Source organism: Allobosea sp. NPDC055594, assembly GCF_053618995.1.
Genome location: NZ_JBSHIO010000003.1, coordinates 146,919 through 162,079 on the forward strand (window position 1 = coordinate 146,919; position 15,161 = coordinate 162,079).

The 15,161-nt window shown below is 66.7% G+C and carries 15 protein-coding genes; 8 read left to right on the top strand and 7 right to left on the bottom strand.

What is annotated here, in order from left to right; translation table 11 throughout:
- Nucleotides 1-42: 42 nt before the first annotated feature.
- The 6 genes from ACWGRX_RS07845 to ACWGRX_RS07870 all read right to left on the bottom strand — a co-directional run bounded on the left by ACWGRX_RS07845 (nt 43) and on the right by ACWGRX_RS07870 (nt 5,165).
- Nucleotides 43-189, bottom strand: coding sequence for a hypothetical protein (locus tag ACWGRX_RS07845; RefSeq protein WP_452117081.1), 147 nt, complete (start codon nt 187-189; stop codon nt 43-45).
- Between the two features lie 108 nt (nt 190-297).
- Nucleotides 298-1,272, bottom strand: coding sequence for an FAD:protein FMN transferase (locus tag ACWGRX_RS07850; RefSeq protein ID WP_452117082.1), 975 nt, complete (start codon nt 1,270-1,272; stop codon nt 298-300).
- Nucleotides 1,253-3,457: a PepSY domain-containing protein gene (locus tag ACWGRX_RS07855; RefSeq protein ID WP_452117083.1), complete on the bottom strand. Its 2,205-nt coding sequence runs from the start codon at nt 3,455-3,457 to the stop codon at nt 1,253-1,255. Before ACWGRX_RS07855 ends, ACWGRX_RS07850 begins: the two co-directional genes overlap by 20 nt.
- 12 nt (nt 3,458-3,469) lie before the next feature.
- Nucleotides 3,470-3,940 (bottom strand): DUF2271 domain-containing protein, encoded by a 471-nt coding sequence (locus ACWGRX_RS07860; RefSeq protein ID WP_452117084.1) that lies wholly within the window; start codon nt 3,938-3,940, stop codon nt 3,470-3,472.
- Nucleotides 3,941-4,333: 393 nt separating this feature from the next.
- On the bottom strand, nt 4,334-4,708 hold the full coding sequence (locus ACWGRX_RS07865) for a cytochrome b/b6 domain-containing protein (RefSeq protein ID WP_452117085.1): 375 nt from the start codon (nt 4,706-4,708) through the stop codon (nt 4,334-4,336).
- A 61-nt stretch (nt 4,709-4,769) separates the two neighbouring features.
- Complete coding sequence (locus ACWGRX_RS07870; RefSeq protein WP_452117086.1) at nt 4,770-5,165, bottom strand: PepSY domain-containing protein; 396 nt, start codon at nt 5,163-5,165, stop codon at nt 4,770-4,772.
- Nucleotides 5,166-5,308: 143 nt separating this feature from the next.
- On the opposite strand from ACWGRX_RS07870, the gene ACWGRX_RS07875 reads away from it, so the two are divergent.
- The 3 genes from ACWGRX_RS07875 to ACWGRX_RS07885 all read left to right on the top strand — a co-directional run bounded on the left by ACWGRX_RS07875 (nt 5,309) and on the right by ACWGRX_RS07885 (nt 9,425).
- The gene (locus tag ACWGRX_RS07875; protein WP_452117087.1) at nt 5,309-5,971 is read left to right on the top strand and encodes a response regulator transcription factor; all 663 of its coding nucleotides are present in this window, start codon (nt 5,309-5,311) and stop codon (nt 5,969-5,971) included.
- Nucleotides 5,968-7,305, top strand: coding sequence for a sensor histidine kinase (locus ACWGRX_RS07880; protein WP_452117088.1), 1,338 nt, complete (start codon nt 5,968-5,970; stop codon nt 7,303-7,305). The genes ACWGRX_RS07875 and ACWGRX_RS07880 overlap by 4 nt, the downstream gene beginning before the upstream one ends.
- A 155-nt stretch (nt 7,306-7,460) precedes the next feature.
- Nucleotides 7,461-9,425, top strand: coding sequence for a heavy metal translocating P-type ATPase (locus ACWGRX_RS07885; RefSeq protein WP_452117089.1), 1,965 nt, complete (start codon nt 7,461-7,463; stop codon nt 9,423-9,425).
- Between the two features lie 314 nt (nt 9,426-9,739).
- On the opposite strand, the gene speB is transcribed toward ACWGRX_RS07885, so the two are convergent.
- Complete coding sequence (speB, locus tag ACWGRX_RS07890) at nt 9,740-10,801, bottom strand: agmatinase (protein ID WP_452117090.1); 1,062 nt, start codon at nt 10,799-10,801, stop codon at nt 9,740-9,742.
- Nucleotides 10,802-10,919: 118 nt separating this feature from the next.
- Here speB and ACWGRX_RS07895 point away from each other — a divergent pair, with 118 nt between their 5' ends.
- The 5 genes from ACWGRX_RS07895 to ACWGRX_RS07915 all read left to right on the top strand — a co-directional run bounded on the left by ACWGRX_RS07895 (nt 10,920) and on the right by ACWGRX_RS07915 (nt 15,142).
- On the top strand, nt 10,920-11,834 hold the full coding sequence (locus tag ACWGRX_RS07895) for a LysR substrate-binding domain-containing protein (RefSeq protein WP_452117091.1): 915 nt from the start codon (nt 10,920-10,922) through the stop codon (nt 11,832-11,834).
- 295 nt (nt 11,835-12,129) lie between these two features.
- Complete coding sequence (locus ACWGRX_RS07900) at nt 12,130-12,816, top strand: GntR family transcriptional regulator (RefSeq protein WP_452117092.1); 687 nt, start codon at nt 12,130-12,132, stop codon at nt 12,814-12,816.
- On the top strand, nt 12,816-13,343 hold the full coding sequence (locus ACWGRX_RS07905) for an ureidoglycolate lyase (RefSeq protein WP_452117093.1): 528 nt from the start codon (nt 12,816-12,818) through the stop codon (nt 13,341-13,343). The genes ACWGRX_RS07900 and ACWGRX_RS07905 overlap by 1 nt, the downstream gene beginning before the upstream one ends.
- Entirely contained in the window at nt 13,255-14,241 is a 987-nt protein-coding gene (locus ACWGRX_RS07910) for an allantoinase PuuE (RefSeq protein ID WP_452117094.1), read from the top strand. The genes ACWGRX_RS07905 and ACWGRX_RS07910 overlap by 89 nt, the downstream gene beginning before the upstream one ends.
- On the top strand, nt 14,174-15,142 hold the full coding sequence (locus ACWGRX_RS07915; RefSeq protein ID WP_452117095.1) for a substrate-binding periplasmic protein: 969 nt from the start codon (nt 14,174-14,176) through the stop codon (nt 15,140-15,142). Before ACWGRX_RS07910 ends, ACWGRX_RS07915 begins: the two co-directional genes overlap by 68 nt.
- Nucleotides 15,143-15,161 lie beyond the last annotated feature (19 nt).

The window sequence follows — 15,161 nt, forward strand, 5'->3', positions numbered from 1 at the left end:
GGAGAGCCGGGCCGAGCCTCATCGAGACAGGCCAATAGACACTCATGGGCGGGTTTCCGGTTCGCTGTGGATGGCGTGAGCGCTGCGAACGGCGGCGCGGCCCTTCCCTTCGCTCAGCCGGCAGAAGCCCTGCCCTGCCGTGCGATGCGCCGTGACGGTCTCGGCTTCGACGATCTTCTCGGTGATCATCCTGCGTCCTCATCAGCAATCAATATATAATTACATATAATGTATATTGATAATAAGGCAAGTGCGGCAGCATGCTGCGGTCGTGGCGATAGGGCTGCCTCGCGAACTTCAGAACGCGGCCTGGCTGCACGGGCCATCTGCGAACAAGGCCCCGACCGCCCGGGACCGGACGGTTTCGCCCTCGCGCATCAGGAACAGCACGTCGAGCCGGAGCCGCCGCGCCAGCCTTTCCCCCTCTCCAGGGCCCAGAACCATCAGCGCAGTCGCCCAGGCGTCGGCTTCGGCGCAGGTTCGCGCCACTACGGTGACCGAGGCGGGCGACGTCGCCAGCGGCGCGCCGCGGCGCGGGTCCATCGTGTGCGACAAGCGACGGCCAGCGACGTCCACCCAGTGCCGATAGTCGCCCGAAGTCGCCACCGCGGCATCCTGGAGAGCAAGCATCGAATGCGGCGCACGGGACGCGAAATCGGGCTTCTCGACGGCGATCATCCACGGCTCGCCATCCGAGCGCAGGCCAAGGGCTCGCATCTCGCCATCGATGCCCACCAGCCCGGAAACGATACCGAAGCCACGGAGCGTCTCGGCCAGCCGGTCGGCGCCATGGCCCTTGGCGATGCCGTTGAGATCGAGGACGATGGGAGCGCGTTTGCGCATTTCTCCGCCCTCGACATTCAGCTCCAGCACCTCATGGGCGGCCTGCCGCAGAGCTTCGAGCGCCTCCCGGATCAGGGCCCGGTCGGCGCCGGACGGACCGAACCCCCAGGCGCCCACGGCGTCGCCCATGCCGATATCGAACGCTCCGGCCGAGGCGCGACCGATTTCGAGCGAGAGCCCGAGCACCTTCATCAGCTGTTCCGGCACGGCCATCCATCGCCCCACCGGCCCGGCATTGAGGCGCATCAGATCGCTATCCGGCTTCCAGCTGGACATCTGTTCGTCCACCTCGTCCACCGCAGCCTGAAGCGCGCTCCGAACCGGCGCGGGGTCGAAGGCCGAGATCGTGTGGAACAGCGCCGACCAGCGCGTACCCATGGTCGGCCCGCTCAGTGCCCGGCGACCTCGGTCAGAAGACATCTTCGACATAGCGTCCCTCCGCCCGGAGCCGCGCCGGGGTCAGCCCCGTGGGCGCGAGAATGTCGGCGAGCGCCGCGGAGACGCCGGCAGCCATGTCGCGCCCGCCGCAGACCATGACCCGCGCTCCCTCGCGAACCATGCGTGCGATCTCGGCTCTCTCTTCGCGCAGAACATCCTGCACATAGCTGGGCTGCTGCGTGCGCGAGCACGCCGTGGCGAGCCGTTGCAGTTGCCCGCTCCGCCGCCAGCCCTTCAGCTCATCGCCATAGAGAAAATCGCTGTCGGGATGCCGCATCCCGAAGAACAGACGGATGGGCCGGCGCCGGACATTGGCCCTGATGAAGCCTGCCAGCGGCCCGATGCCCGTCCCCGCTCCGATGAGAATGAGGGGCGCGGTGTCACGGCCGGCATGGAAGCCGGGATTCTGCCGCATGAAGGCGTTGACCGTATCGCCGGGTTGCAGCTCGAAGAGCTGGCCGGAGCAGAGGCCGGCAGGGTGCTTTCTGACGACGATCTCGATGAAACCGTCGCGACACCCGGAGGCCAGCGAGTAGAACCGGGGAACGGCAGAGCCTTCCGGCAGGACACCGAGGAGATCTCCGGCCACGAAGCGCCCGAAACCGCGGCCGGTGAGCCGCAGCCAGAATGGCCGCGTCGGCAGCGCAAAGCGCAGGATCGCGGTCGGAGCCTGCACCTCGGCCCCATGATCGCGGCGCGAAACCAGCCTCAGCGGGAAAACCGCCGGCAGGACCGGATGATGGACGAGGTCCAGTGTCACCCCCATCGCAGCCCCCAGCGACCGGCCCCAGCGGGCGAAATCCTGCGGTGACTGGCGGTTCACCGCCATGAACGGAACCAGCATGCACCAGCCCCGCGCCTCGGCCATCTCGGCGACGGCGCGCCCGAAAGCGCAATAGCCGGGAAAGCTGCGATCGCCGAAACCGAGAACCGCGAGCGCGACCGGCGCAGCCACCGGCACGGACTTCAGCCGGTCAAGAAATCCGCGCGCGGAGGCCGGTGCATCGCCATCGCCATAGGTCGCGGTCAGGATCAGGATGCGCCGCGCCTGCCGGTAGCGGGTCGGCTCGAAGGACGACATCGGCGCGGCATGAACGGCCTGCCCGGATGCAGAGAGCGCCGCATGCAGCGTCGCGGCGAAGCCCCATGTGCTGCCGCCCTCGGAGCCGACGAGCAGGATCGTCTCGGCGCGCCCGGCTGCGACATTGCCGCGAATGCGCGGACGGGCAGGCCGGCCCGCGAACCACAGGACGAAGCCCGTCCCGGCCATCGCGGGCACGCCGAGCGCCATAAAGCCAAGGATCAGCCCCAGGGCAGCGGCGCCCCGTCCGGTGTGCAGCATGTAGAGGGTTGCCGAGACGCGCTGCCATGCGCTCGGCTCGCTCCAGGTCAGCAGCGCGCCGGTCCCCTGGTCGAGATGGCCGATGCCGCGATCCGTCTTGAGCGTGAAGACATCGGCCGCATCCGCCGGATCGGGAAAGGACAGGCTGCGCAGCTCGGAAACCGGTGTCCGTTTCAGCATGTCCATATCTGCGACAGGCATTCCCGTCCGGCCGCTTCCCTCGGCCTCGGTCACGGCCGAAGTCGCCCCGTCGGGCAGGAGGTCGAAGCTCGAGGCAGACATCCACAGGGCCGTGACAGACGACAGCAGCAGGCCGGCGACGGCGATCCGCGCGATCTCGACATGCAGGCGTGCCGCGAACGGGCCCCGCAACGGCGAGAACCAGCGCCGCCAGCCGCCAGCCCGCCGCGCGACGAGCACGGCCCCGGAAACGGCCAGCACCAGCATGGCGGCCGCACCGACCGCCGTCAGCATGCGGCCGGCATCATCGAAGAGGAGGGAACGGTGCAGCCTGGTCAACCAGCGCTCGAACGGATTCGGATCGGCGGAGGCGATCTCCCGGCCGCTCGCGGGATCCATGACCGCCGCTCGCGCCACGCCGTTCTCGGACCAGTAGGCGGTAATCCGGCCCGAAGGCCTCCGCCTGATCTGCTCGACCTCGGGATGAACCGCCTGGATGCGCTCCGCCAGTTCCGCCGTCGAAAGCGCAGCCGGCTGCAGCGAGGAGAAGCGCTCGATGGCCGGGAATAGCGAGAGAAGCGCGCCACTCAGGCTGAGCACCAGCAGAAGAAGGCCGGCGAGAAGCCCCGGCCAGCGATGGACGACACGGATCATGCCGGCCACCGCTCAGAAAGAATAAGCCAGGCTCGAGACATAACGCCGGCCACGGACCGGCGTTTTCGCGCCCGCACTCGTCAGCGGGATTGCGATCTCGTTCGGACTGTCGTGCATGTCTTCCACGGCAGCATCGACATGCAGAACGTAGCCTGCGTCGAAGAGCGCATCGGCCAGATCGAGCGAAATCTCGAGCGTGCGTCCCGCGCCGACACTGGCGCCCGTGATACCGTTGATCTCGGCGGGGTTGCCGCCGGTTGCGCGGTGCCAACCCGACAGGTGCGAATAGTATTTCGACTTGCGGCCAGCCAGCCACAGGCTGCCGGCATAGGCCCCCTGCGCATTCGTGACATAGAATGCGAGATAGGCACCGTCGCCGCCATAATTGGCCAGCGTGGTTGTGAGCTTGAGCGGTCGCGCCTCGGCAAGAGCGGGCAGCGTGAGCGCGGTGGCCAACGCGATGGCCGGCAGGATCGTCTTCATGGTAGCTGGACCTCCTTTGCCCGGCCCCGAGAACGGCATGTCCCGGCCGGCGAGCATCGAGCCGCACCGGCAAGGCCAGCGCCCCGCCATCCGGCACGATCAACCTGGGACCCTGCGCTGACGGCCTCCTGACGCCGTGACGGTTTCGGCTTCAGCCGGGCGTCAGGAAGAGCCGGGATCGTGGGAAATGCCGCGCCTCTCCGGCCCTCCCCGCCTCAACCGATGCAGGCAGGGCGGGATAGGCGGAGGGCGCGGGCCGCCGGCCTTCTCAGCGCAGGCTCATCCGCCGCAGCGTCCCATCGCGCAGAACGAACTGGTGCCAGATCGCCATCAGGGCGTGGAGGCCGGCGAGGATGAGGATGAAGGTGCCGCCATTCTCGTGGAGTTCGGCGATCAGACCGGGGCGGCGATGGCCGGCAAATGCAGGCCGAAAATGGGGACGGACACGCCCATGCGCGATACGGCGTACCAGCCGGTGAGCGGCAAGCCGATCAGCAGCAGATAGAGCAGCCCATGGCCGAGCGTGGCACCGATGGCGAGCCAGCCATGCCGCGGGCCGGCCGCGGGAGCGGGCTCGGCCAGCCTCAGGATCAGGCGGGGAACGACCAGAACCAGGACCGCAAGGCCCAGCCAGAAATGCAGCACAGGCGGGTTCCGGACCACTTCACGGCCGCCTTCCGCCGTCAGCCATGCGCCGAGCACGGCGAGAGCCGTAACCCCGTGAATGACGACCAGGCTTCTCGAATAGCGCGCGGTTGCGACGGACATGGCCATTTCTCCAGCGTTGGACGAAGGGATGCAGTGTCCCGGGGCACGGTGTCCGGCCCGCTCAGTTCACCCTGGCCTTCGGCGGTTCGCCGCGGTCGAACAGGGATTTCGGGGACACGGGGCCGGATGGCTCGGCCGTCTCTGTCGGGACGGACGGAGCCCGTTCATGCCGGTGTCCGCCGCTCCGGGACCGGTGCTTCATCTTGACGATCGCCAGAGTGGCGGGATCGATCTTGGCCTTGAAAGGCCGCCCCGTCTCGTCGGTGCCCCTGATCTGGTAGCAGCCATCATCGATCCTGAGCCGGTCTACCTGCCAGCCACGGGCCTGCGCCATCGCCTGCACGGCCTCCCGGGGCTGCCACTGCCCCAGGGGCACGTCGCAATCGTCATCGGCCCTCGCAGCGCCCGATCCAGCGACGGCAAGGAGCAGCAAGCCCGCCACGAACTGCTTCATCATGGCATTTGTCCCTGATCAGTCTCCACAAGCCGGAATGATGGCAAGCTTTCCTGACGCGCAGCTGAAGCGGGCAGAGCCCGCCCTTTCAGCAAGCTGACAGGTTCCGCAGGCAACTGGTCTGCGACAGATGGGATTGCGCCTTCATGAGAGTTCTTCTGATCGAGGACGACACGATCCTCGGGGCCGCGGTGCGCGATCAGATCGTCGGCGACAGCCATTCGGTGGACTGGGTCGGCCGCCTCGATCGCGCCGCCGAGCATCTCGACAGCGCCGCCTATGATCTGGTCCTGCTGGACCTGATGCTTCCCGACGGGCGTGGGCTCGCCTTCCTGCGCGAGCTGCGCAGGAAGGGCTGCGCCACGCCGGTCATCATCCTGACCGCGCTGGACCAGATCTCCGACCGCATCGCCGGGCTGAATGCGGGAGCGGACGACTACATGACCAAGCCGTTCGACCTCTCGGAACTCTCCGCAAGGCTGAACGCCGTGGCCCGCCGCTACAGCGGCAATCCCAACCCGCTCGTCGAGATCGGCCATCTGCAGATCGATCTCGCGGCGCGAACGGTCGTGAAAAGCGGGCGGCTCGTTGATCTCACCGCGCGCGAATGGGCGCTTTTCGAGGCCTTCGTCCAGCGCCCGGGCCTGGTGATCTCCAAGGCTCAGCTGGAAGATCGGCTCTATGCCTTCGGTACCGAGGTCGAGAGCAACACGATCGAGGTCTATGTAAGCCGCCTGCGCAAGAAGCTCGGACCCGAGATCGTCCACACCCTGCGCGGTATAGGCTACCGGCTCGGAAGCGCGCGATGACCGCGCCGAAAAGCCTGCAATGGCGGCTGTCGCTCTGGCTGGGCCTGGCCATCGCGCTCGTCTGGGCACTGGCCGCTGCGGTGACCGCCCAGAATCTGCGCCACGAAATGGAGGAGGTCTTCGACAGCGCGCTTGCCGAAACCGGGCAGCGCCTGCTGCCTCTGGCCGTGCGCGACATCATCGGGCGCGACAGCGACGACGCCGCCAGCCAGAGCGTCGCGACGATGCGCGAGCATGACGAGCACTTCACCTATGTGGTGCGAAACGCCGAAGGGCAGGTGCTGCTGCGCTCGCATAGAGCCGACCCGGCGATCTTTCCGCCATTCAGCGGCATGGGCTTCTCCGATACGCCGACCCACCGCCTCTACTCGGATGCTGCGCTACAGGGCACGATCACGATCACGGTCGCCGAGCCGCAGGTCCGCCGTCGCGCCGTGGCGTGGGAGGTGCTCGTCGGACTGGCCCGCCCGCTCGCCCTGATCGTTCCGATCAGCCTGATCGGCGTGTGGGCCGTCATACGCCTGTCGACGATGAGCCTGCGGCGCTTCCGCTCCGAGATCGAACTTCGCGGCGCCGGCGATCTGACCGCCGTCGCCGCCGACGACCTGCCCTCGGAAATCCGACCAGTCGCCCAGTCGGTGAACCAGCTGCTGGAACGGCTCAGGCGCACTCTGGAAGCCGAGCGCAGCTTTACCGCCAACTCCGCGCATGAGCTCCGCACGCCGGTGGCGGCCGCACTCGCGCAGACGCAGAGACTGATCGTGGAAACGACCGACGCGGCCGCACGCAACCGCGCTCGCGACATTGAAACCGCATTGCGGCGGCTCTCGGCTCTCTCGGAAAAACTGATGCAGTTGGCCAGGGCGGAAGGCGGCAGTCTGCATGGCGCCGAGCCGGTCGACATCGGTGCCATACTCCGGTTGATCGCGGATGAACTGACCGCCAACGCCGGCGCAGCCGGGCCGATCGAGTTGGCCCTGCCCGATGCCCCAGTGCTCTCGCGCATCGATCCCGATGCCTTCGCGATCCTGATGCGGAACCTGATCGAGAATGCGCTGAAGCACGGCTCGCAGGCCGAACCGGTCTGCGTGACGCTGTCGATGGACGGCCTGCTACGCATCACCAATGCCGGGCCGGCCGTGCCGCAGGATCTGCTCGCCCGCCTGCTCGACCCGTTCGAGCGCGGCCGCACGCAGGCGAAAGGCGCCGGGCTCGGGCTGGCCATCGCGAAGGCGATCGCCGCCGGTACCGGCAGCAGCCTCGAGCTGATCTCCCCGAGAGAGGGACACCAAGACGGCTTCGAGGTCCGGCTCCGGATCGGCCGGCTGGGATGACCCGGCCCGGACGGCCCGGCAGTTGCGCGAAGAGTGCATCAGGCATAGATTAGAATAATTCCAATCTATGCCACGTCCCAAGACCGCCTGGCACCGATCACGCATTGGAGGGGGTGTTGCCGCGTTTCCGATTGAATCTCCCGGTCGTTCTCACCATGGCCACGGTGATTGGCCTCGTGCTGGCCGTATCGGGCCACTGGATCCTCGGGGGCGAGACTGGGGCACGAGCCGCCCTGGCCGGCACGGCCCTCGTCTACCTGGCCGGCGGCGTGCCGGCCGGCTGGCGGGCCCTGACGGCGCTCTCACGCGACCATGTCCTCGATATCGATCTCCTGATGATCGTCGCGGCGATCGCCGCGGCAGTCGTCGGCGCCTCGCTCGAAGGCGCGATCCTGCTGACGCTGTTCAGCCTGTCGACGACGCTCGAGGAACGGGCCATGGGGCGCGCCAAGCGTGCCATCGAGGCCTTGATGGCGCTGCGGCCGGAAACGGCCTTCCGCAAAATGCCGCATGGCGGAATCGAGGAAGTGCCTGCGGCCGATCTGCGGATCGGCGATTTGCTGATCCTTCGCCCGGGCTCACGGGTTCCGGCGGACGGCGTGGTCGTCTCCGGCCGGGGTGCGCTGGACGAATCCACGATCACCGGCGAGTCGATGCCCGTCAGCAAGGAGCCGGGCCAGCCGCTTTTCGAGGCGACCGTCAATCTCGATGGTGTGCTCGAGCTGAGGGTCACCAAGACGCTGGCGCAGAGCACGGTCGCCCGGATGATCGCGCTGGTCACGCAGGCTCAGGCGGCGAAGGCGCCCTCCGAACGGTTCAGCGCGTGGTTCGGACAGCGCTACACGATCGCGGTGCTCGCCGGCTCCGCCGCCGCGCTCGCCGTCTTCCTCTGGCTCGGACACAGCTGGGAGATCGCCCTTTATCGCGCCGCGACCATGCTGGTCGCGGCCAGCCCCTGCGCAGTCGTCATCTCCGTGCCGGCCGCAATCCTTTCGGCGCTTGCGGCGGCAGCCCGCGGAGGCGTTCTCTTCAAGGGTGGCGCGGCACTGGAGACCCTGGCCGATGTCAAGGTCTTTGCGTTCGACAAGACCGGAACTTTGACGGCAGGACGGGCCAGCGTGACGAACGTCGTCGCTCTCGACGGGAACGAGCGCGACCTCCTGTCGACACTCGCCAGCCTCGAGGCCCATTCCGAGCATCATATTGCCGATGCCCTGCGCCGCGAAGTCGCGCAGCGCGGACTGCCCATCCGTGAAGTGCGGAACGTGCAGGCACTGCCCAGCAGGGGGATCACGGGAGAAGACGATGCCGGCCCGCTCTGGGCAGGAAACCGCCGGATGGCGGAGGCCATGGGCGCAGCACTGGATCACGAGGCGCTAAGCGCACTGCGCGACGCAGCCGAGACCGTGGTCTATCTGGGCCGTGGCGACCGTCTCCTCGGCGCCGCAAGCGTCTCCGACAAGCCACGCGAAACCTCCGCGGCCGCGCTCGCCGCGCTGCGGCGAAGCGGCGTCGAAACAATTCTCATGATGACGGGCGACAGACGTTCCGTCGCGCTGCGGATCGGTGCGGAGCTGAGCCTGAGCGACGACGAGGTCCACGCCGAGATGCTGCCCGAGGACAAGGTCAGGCTGGTAGCCGCGGCAGCGAAACGACGGAAAATCGCGTTCGTCGGCGACGGCGTGAACGATGCGGCCGCGCTGGCGCGTGCCGATGTCGGCATCGCCATGGGCGCGGCCGGCTCCGAGGTGGCCCTTCAGGCAGCCGACGTCGCCCTCCTCTCGGAAGACATGGAGCGGCTCGCGGCGGCGCACAGACTGTCGCAGCGAGCCGCACGGATCATTCGCCAGAACCTGATGTTCGCGATCGGCGCGATGCTGCTTCTCGTCACCGGCGCCGCCTTTTTCGACCTGCCTCTGCCATTCGCAGTGCTCGGGCACGAGGGCGGGACGGTTCTCGTCGTTCTCAACGGCCTGCGGCTGCTGAACGATCCGATCCGGGTTGTTTCGCGGGCCGGAGCGCAGACGACCGGAAACAGGCCGGCCCCAGCACCGCACCGCGCCCAGCTCGGTGGGCAAGTCGCCGTGGACACGAATAGCGATCAGGCGACACCGGCCTGACATGCCCTTGCGCCGCCGATCGCGAAACCCACAAGGCTGCGCCGGTCATCCTGCTCGACGAGGCCGGCGCCGCGCTCGATGCCGAGAACGAGGCCACAGTGCTGGAGGCATTGATCAGCGCGGCCCATCTGGCGGAGACATCGATCGGGCATGATCTCCCGGGAAAGCTGATGAAATCCGGGCGATTTACCCTTTCGCGGCCAGACTAATCCCCAGCGCCAGCGGCAGGCCGGGCCACCTCGCCCGGCCGATGCCGCACCCGCAGGCGGAAGGAAGCACAGGCCGGCCTCCAAGCCTTGCTCGCCGGAAACTGATCAAGCGCGATCCGCCTCGCGGAGCGAGGGGCTGAACAAGATGAGGCTCAGAATCTCGAACAGCATCTGGGCCGCGTTATGGGTCGTGTTGCTCGTCGCGTCATAGGCAGGCGCGACCTCGACGACATCGCCGCCGACCAGATTGACACCCTTCATCCCGCGCAGGATCTCGAGGGCTTCGCGGTTTGTGAGCCCGCCCACCTCCGGCGTGCCGGTGCCGGGGGCGAAGGCCGGATCGAGGCTGTCGATGTCGAAGGAGAGGTATGTCGGCCCATCCCCCACGACAGCTCTCGCCTTCTCGATGATCGCCGGCAGGCCGAGCCCGGAAATCTCCCGGGCAGGGATCACCGTCATCCCCGATATCCGGGAGAACTCCCAGATGTACTCGGCCGCCCCCCGGATCCCGATCTGAATCGTCCGGGTGGGGTCGAGCACGCCGTCGAGCACGGCGTTGCGGAACGGGCCGCCATGGTGGAAGCGCTCGCCCTCATAGACGCCACCCGTGTCGCAATGGGCGTCGATATGAATCATGCCGACAGGGCCGTGGCGGCCGAGAACCTTCAGGATGGGATGGCTGATCGAGTGGTCTCCGCCGACCGAGAGCGGGATGACGCCGGCATCGACGATCCTGCCGATATGGCGCTCGATGTCCTCATGGCTCATCGCCAGGTCGAACCTGCTGCGAAACGGCACGTCCCCGATATCGGCCACGCGCATTTCGTGGACCGGGGCACATGCGAGCGCGTCGTTGTAAGGCCCGATCCGCTCGACCGTCCGCAAGGCGCGCGGGCCGAACCGCGAGCCGGCCCGGTTGGTCACGGCGAGGTCCATCGGGATGCCCAGGAGCGCGACTTGCAACGCGCTGAGGCGATCCGGGCTTTCGGCGAGGTTCAATGCGGGCGCATCCAGCAGGGTCGGAAAACCGGCATAGGGGAATTCGCGCCGGTCTCCGTCCTTGAAGATCAGGTCGGCGATCCGCTGATAGGCCGGCGTCTCCATTGCCCCGCCTGAGGCCGTTCCGAACCGGCTCCGGAGCGCCGCAAGATCATCGGAGTTCCACATTGTCGCTGGCTCCCTGCATCCATGACGATGGCGAGTGGTCCAGACAGATTGCCTGCGAGGAAATCTATTGCAATTGAGAAGATCAACAGGTCTATGATGAGAAAAATTTGCAGATCCGATGCGCCGTCGACCTCTCCTTCTCAACGCGCTCAGAACCTTCGAGGCCGTTGCCAGGCATGGAAGCCTCACCGGCGCAGCCGGGGAGCTGCATGTCACGCCGAGCGCGGTGAGCCATCAGTTGCGGGCGCTCGAGGCCGGCCTACGGATAAGCCTGCTCGAAAAGGGAAAGCGAAAAGTCAGCCTCACGCGAGCGGGCGAACAGCTCTATGCCGACAGCGCCGCGGCCTTCGATATCCTGTCCGGCTCGATAACGAAGATCGAAAAGCCGATATCGCACGGAAAGCTTTGCGTGGGCTGCGTTCCGGCCTTCCTGTCCTACTGGCTGATGCCGAAGCTCGAGGCGATCCGAGCGCATCTGCCTGATGTCGAGGTCCGGTTCGTTTCCACGAGCTCCTCGGGCCCGGATGTCGGAAAAGGCGACGTCAACATTCTGTACGGGAACGGCGACTGGCCGGACATGTGGGTTCATCTGCTCGCGGGCCTGAACCTCTTCCCGGTGATCAGCCCGCATCTCGCCGGCCGGCTTCCGCTCCGATCGATCCGCGATCTCGACCGGCACGTGCTCCTGCACGCCGATGACGGGGCGGAATGGCAGAGATGGCTGCAATCCTCGGGCGTGCGGGGAAGACCTTACGCCCGGCAATATCTTCCGGATGCCCAGCTCTCTCTCGAAGCGGCCATCTACGGTCAGGGCGTCGCCCTGGGAGACGATCTCACGGCGCGGCACGCCCTCGATACCGGGCGGCTCGTCGCCCCGTTCGCCGCCAGCGTTCCTGCAAACCGGTCACTATATCTCGCCTGCCCGAGCGGCACCCAGGAAACGCCGATCGTTGCGGCATTTATCAGTTGGCTGCTCACGGAACTCCAGGCGAACCCCGATGATGAAAGACAGCAGGTGTCCAGGTCGAGCTAGGCCGAAGGCGCTCCCCCTGGCTCGCCGCCGCGTGCTGTTCAGGACAACGGCCGAGACGTTCGCCACAATCGCGATCGGAACCACATCATCTCGGCGCCGCATCCGCTTCACCTGAGTGTCGCACACTGGGGATCGGCGGCGTCTCATCACACCCATGTCCAAGCCCGGGAGGCGTGACGTCCGCGCCGAAGGCTTGCTGACGCCGGCGCTCACACCAGCCTGACGGCAGGGCCTCACTCAGGAACTTGACAGCAGCTCGATCTGGCGCTCTCTTGGTATCCCAAGAGAATAATCCATGAATGCCATAGAGGATCGAGTGCCTCCCATCCCAAAGCCTCCAGCCCCGCCCGCCGCCTCGAGCGTGACCGAACGCACCTATGAAACGATCCTTCGCTGGATCGAGAACCGGGAGATCGGCGCCGGATCCGTGCTCGACGAGAGGCGCATCTCGGAGGCGCTGGAGGTGTCCAGGACGCCGCTGCGCAACGTTCTGAGCCGGCTGCAAGGCGAGGGATATCTCGTGCGCCTGGCGAACGGCACGATGGTCGTCAGGGATATCGGCGCCGGAGAGGTGCTTGAGCTGCTCCTGGTGCGCCGCCTGCTCGAACCAGAGGCCGCGGCCATGGCCGCGGGTCGGATTCCTGCCGCTGCCTTGCAGGCCGCACGCGACCATGTCGACGACCCCGCGGCCGATCACAACGACACCAATACCTGGCTGAAGGGCGACGAGGTCCACGACCTCATCGCGAAGCACTGCGGCAACCGCTCGCTCGCCCTGATGATCGGCGAGGCCCGCAGGCGCATCCGCCTGTCGCATATCGAACGGGTTCCGGGCCGCACAAGCCATGCGCGCGAAGAGCATCTTGCCATCATCGACGCGCTCGGCGCCGGCGACGGCAAGGCTGCGCGGGAGGCGATGTTCCGCCATCTCGAGAATATCCGGGAAGGCTTCCTGGCTGCCTTCGGACGGGGAGCCCTATGATGGCGGCCGGTCGGATACAGATCGAGGTCGCGCCTCTCACGGCCGAAGGCTTCGCCCCCTTCGGAACCGTTGTCCTGCATTCCGGGACGGCCCGCCGCCACTATGTCCCGCGCGCTTTCGAACGCACCGACGAGGCCGGGCAGCCGACCCTCTGGGTCAGCCAGGTGGCGGCCGCCGTAACCCTACCCCTGATCGTCCGCCACCTGGAGCGCCATCCCTTCTCTGCACAAACCTTCCTGCCGCTGCGCGGCGTGGAGCATCTCGCGGTGGTTTGCCATTCCGATCCCGAGGGTCGGCCCGATCTCGGGACGCTGCGGGCGTTCCTGGTGCCTCACGACCATGGCGTGACCTATGGCCGCGACGTCTGGCACCACGGCTTCACAGCGCTCGACAAGCCCGCCGAATACGCCGTGGTCATGTCGCTGACCGGCCGGAACGATGACGACGTCTTCCTCGATCTCGATCGCCCGGTCGAGATCCGTAATCCGGCGCCTGCCGTCGTGGGAGCAAGCCATGTCCAGCCTTGATCATCTGCGTCGCGACTTTCGCGGCTATGGCGCCAAGCCGCCCCATCCGCAATGGCCCGGCAATGCCCGCCTCGCGCTGAACATCTGCGTCAACTACGAAGAAGGCGGCGAGCCCTCCGTTCCGGACGGCGACGCCACCAGCGAGAGCGGTCTGACCGAGGGCGGAACCTCCGGCTACAAGGGGCGCGACCTCGCTGCCGAGTCCATGTTCGAATACGGCAGCCGGGTGGGTTTCTGGCGCGTCGACCGGCTGCTCGCGGAACGCGGCATGACCGCGACGATCCTCGGATGCGCCCTGGCACTGGAACGCAACCCGGAAGTCTGCGCTCGCATCCGTGCTCGCGGATACGATGTCTGCTCCCATGGGCTGCGCTGGGAACATCATCAGGGGATGAGCGAAGCGGAAGAACGCGAGCGCATCCGCAACGCCACCGCGAAGCTGACGCACCTCTTTGGCGAGGCGCCGCTCGGCTGGTACTGCCGATACGGATCGAGCACCAATACACGTCGCCTCCTCGTCGAACATGGCGGATTTCTTTACGACTCGGACGCCTACAACGACGAATTGCCGTACTGGACCGAAGTAGACGGCAAATCTCACCTCGTCGTGCCCTATGGCCTGGTCAACAATGACGCGAAATTCATTCGCGGCGGCATGTCGACCGGAAGCCAGCTCTTCGAATATCTGCGCGACACCTTCGACATGCTCTACCGGGAGGGCGCGCAGGCGCCCAAGATGATGTCCGTCGGACTGCATCTTCGCCTCGTCGGCCACCCCGGCCGAGCGGCCGGGCTCGAGCGCTTTCTCGACCACGTCGCCAGCCATCCGGATGTCTGGGTCTGCCGCCGCGCCGACATCGCGCGCCACTGGCTGGCTACCCATCCGGCAAGGCCCTGATCCCGACACAGAACAACAATTGAGGAGGAACCCCATGAAACACTTCAAGAACCTGACAGTCGCGGCGGCGGCTATGCTTGGCGCGACGCTCTTCGCCGGCAGCGCCTCCCTGGCGCAGGAAGCCGATCACCCGGCAAACGCGCCACTGGTCGTCGGCACCGATTTTGGCGTGGCCCCCTGGATGGTCCGCGGCGCGAGCGGCCCCGAGGGCTTTGGCGCCGACCTGATCAACGAAGTCGGCAAGCGCCTCGGCCGCCCCAAGGTCGAGATCGTCGACATTCCCTTCTCAGGCCTGTTCGCCGCCCTGTTCGCAAAGCGGATCGAGTTCACGGTCAACCCATTGAACATCACGGCGGAACGATCCGAGCGGATGCTCTTCACCGAGCCTCTGTTTGCGACCGGCAACGGCTTTCTCGTTCGCACCAGCGATGAAATGAAAGGCTTCGAAGACCTGAAGGGCAAGGCGATCGCCGTCAATCGCGGCACGATTTCCGACACCTGGGCCACGGCAAATGCCGAGAAATACGGCTTCGAGGTCCAGCGCTACGATGCTTTCCCCGACACCGTCCAGGCGCTCATTACGCGGCGCGCCTTCGCGGCGCTCAACGAGATCCCGACGGCCGTCTACGCTGCCAAGCAGAACAAGGCGATCAAGGTCGCATTCAAAGACTATAATGGCCGCAATTTCGGATATGCGTTCCGGAATGAAAGCAACGCATATCGCAACAAGGTCGAAGACATCCTGCAATGCATGAAGCTCGACGGCACGATGCGGAAAATGCACGAGAAATGGTACGGTAAGCCGGACGACGGCTCCGCGATCGATACCGTCTATTTCGGCTACGGCGCCCCCGGCTTCAAGGGCTTCGAAGCCACGCCCAGCGCGCTCAACTGCAAGTAATCCTGGCGTGAAGCACGCA

Bases quoted from the DNA above. Each gene is read 5' to 3' on its own strand.
- ACWGRX_RS07915 (WP_452117095.1), top strand. From the start codon at position 14,174: ATGTCTGGGTCTGCCGCCGCGCCGACATCGCGCGCCACTGGCTGGCTA.
- ACWGRX_RS07910 (WP_452117094.1), top strand. From the start codon at position 13,255: ATGACGACGTCTTCCTCGATCTCGATCGCCCGGTCGAGATCCGTAATC.
- ACWGRX_RS07885 (WP_452117089.1), top strand. From the start codon at position 7,461: ATGGCCACGGTGATTGGCCTCGTGCTGGCCGTATCGGGCCACTGGATC.
- speB (WP_452117090.1), bottom strand. From the start codon at position 10,801: ATGTGGAACTCCGATGATCTTGCGGCGCTCCGGAGCCGGTTCGGAACG.
- ACWGRX_RS07845 (WP_452117081.1), bottom strand. From the start codon at position 189: ATGATCACCGAGAAGATCGTCGAAGCCGAGACCGTCACGGCGCATCGC.
- ACWGRX_RS07850 (WP_452117082.1), bottom strand. From the start codon at position 1,272: ATGTCGAAGATGTCTTCTGACCGAGGTCGCCGGGCACTGAGCGGGCCG.
- ACWGRX_RS07895 (WP_452117091.1), top strand. From the start codon at position 10,920: ATGCGCCGTCGACCTCTCCTTCTCAACGCGCTCAGAACCTTCGAGGCC.
- ACWGRX_RS07880 (WP_452117088.1), top strand. From the start codon at position 5,968: ATGACCGCGCCGAAAAGCCTGCAATGGCGGCTGTCGCTCTGGCTGGGC.
- ACWGRX_RS07875 (WP_452117087.1), top strand. From the start codon at position 5,309: ATGAGAGTTCTTCTGATCGAGGACGACACGATCCTCGGGGCCGCGGTG.
- ACWGRX_RS07865 (WP_452117085.1), bottom strand. From the start codon at position 4,708: ATGTCCGTCGCAACCGCGCGCTATTCGAGAAGCCTGGTCGTCATTCAC.
- ACWGRX_RS07860 (WP_452117084.1), bottom strand. From the start codon at position 3,940: ATGAAGACGATCCTGCCGGCCATCGCGTTGGCCACCGCGCTCACGCTG.
- ACWGRX_RS07855 (WP_452117083.1), bottom strand. From the start codon at position 3,457: ATGATCCGTGTCGTCCATCGCTGGCCGGGGCTTCTCGCCGGCCTTCTT.
- ACWGRX_RS07870 (WP_452117086.1), bottom strand. From the start codon at position 5,165: ATGATGAAGCAGTTCGTGGCGGGCTTGCTGCTCCTTGCCGTCGCTGGA.
- ACWGRX_RS07900 (WP_452117092.1), top strand. From the start codon at position 12,130: ATGAATGCCATAGAGGATCGAGTGCCTCCCATCCCAAAGCCTCCAGCC.
- ACWGRX_RS07905 (WP_452117093.1), top strand. From the start codon at position 12,816: ATGGCGGCCGGTCGGATACAGATCGAGGTCGCGCCTCTCACGGCCGAA.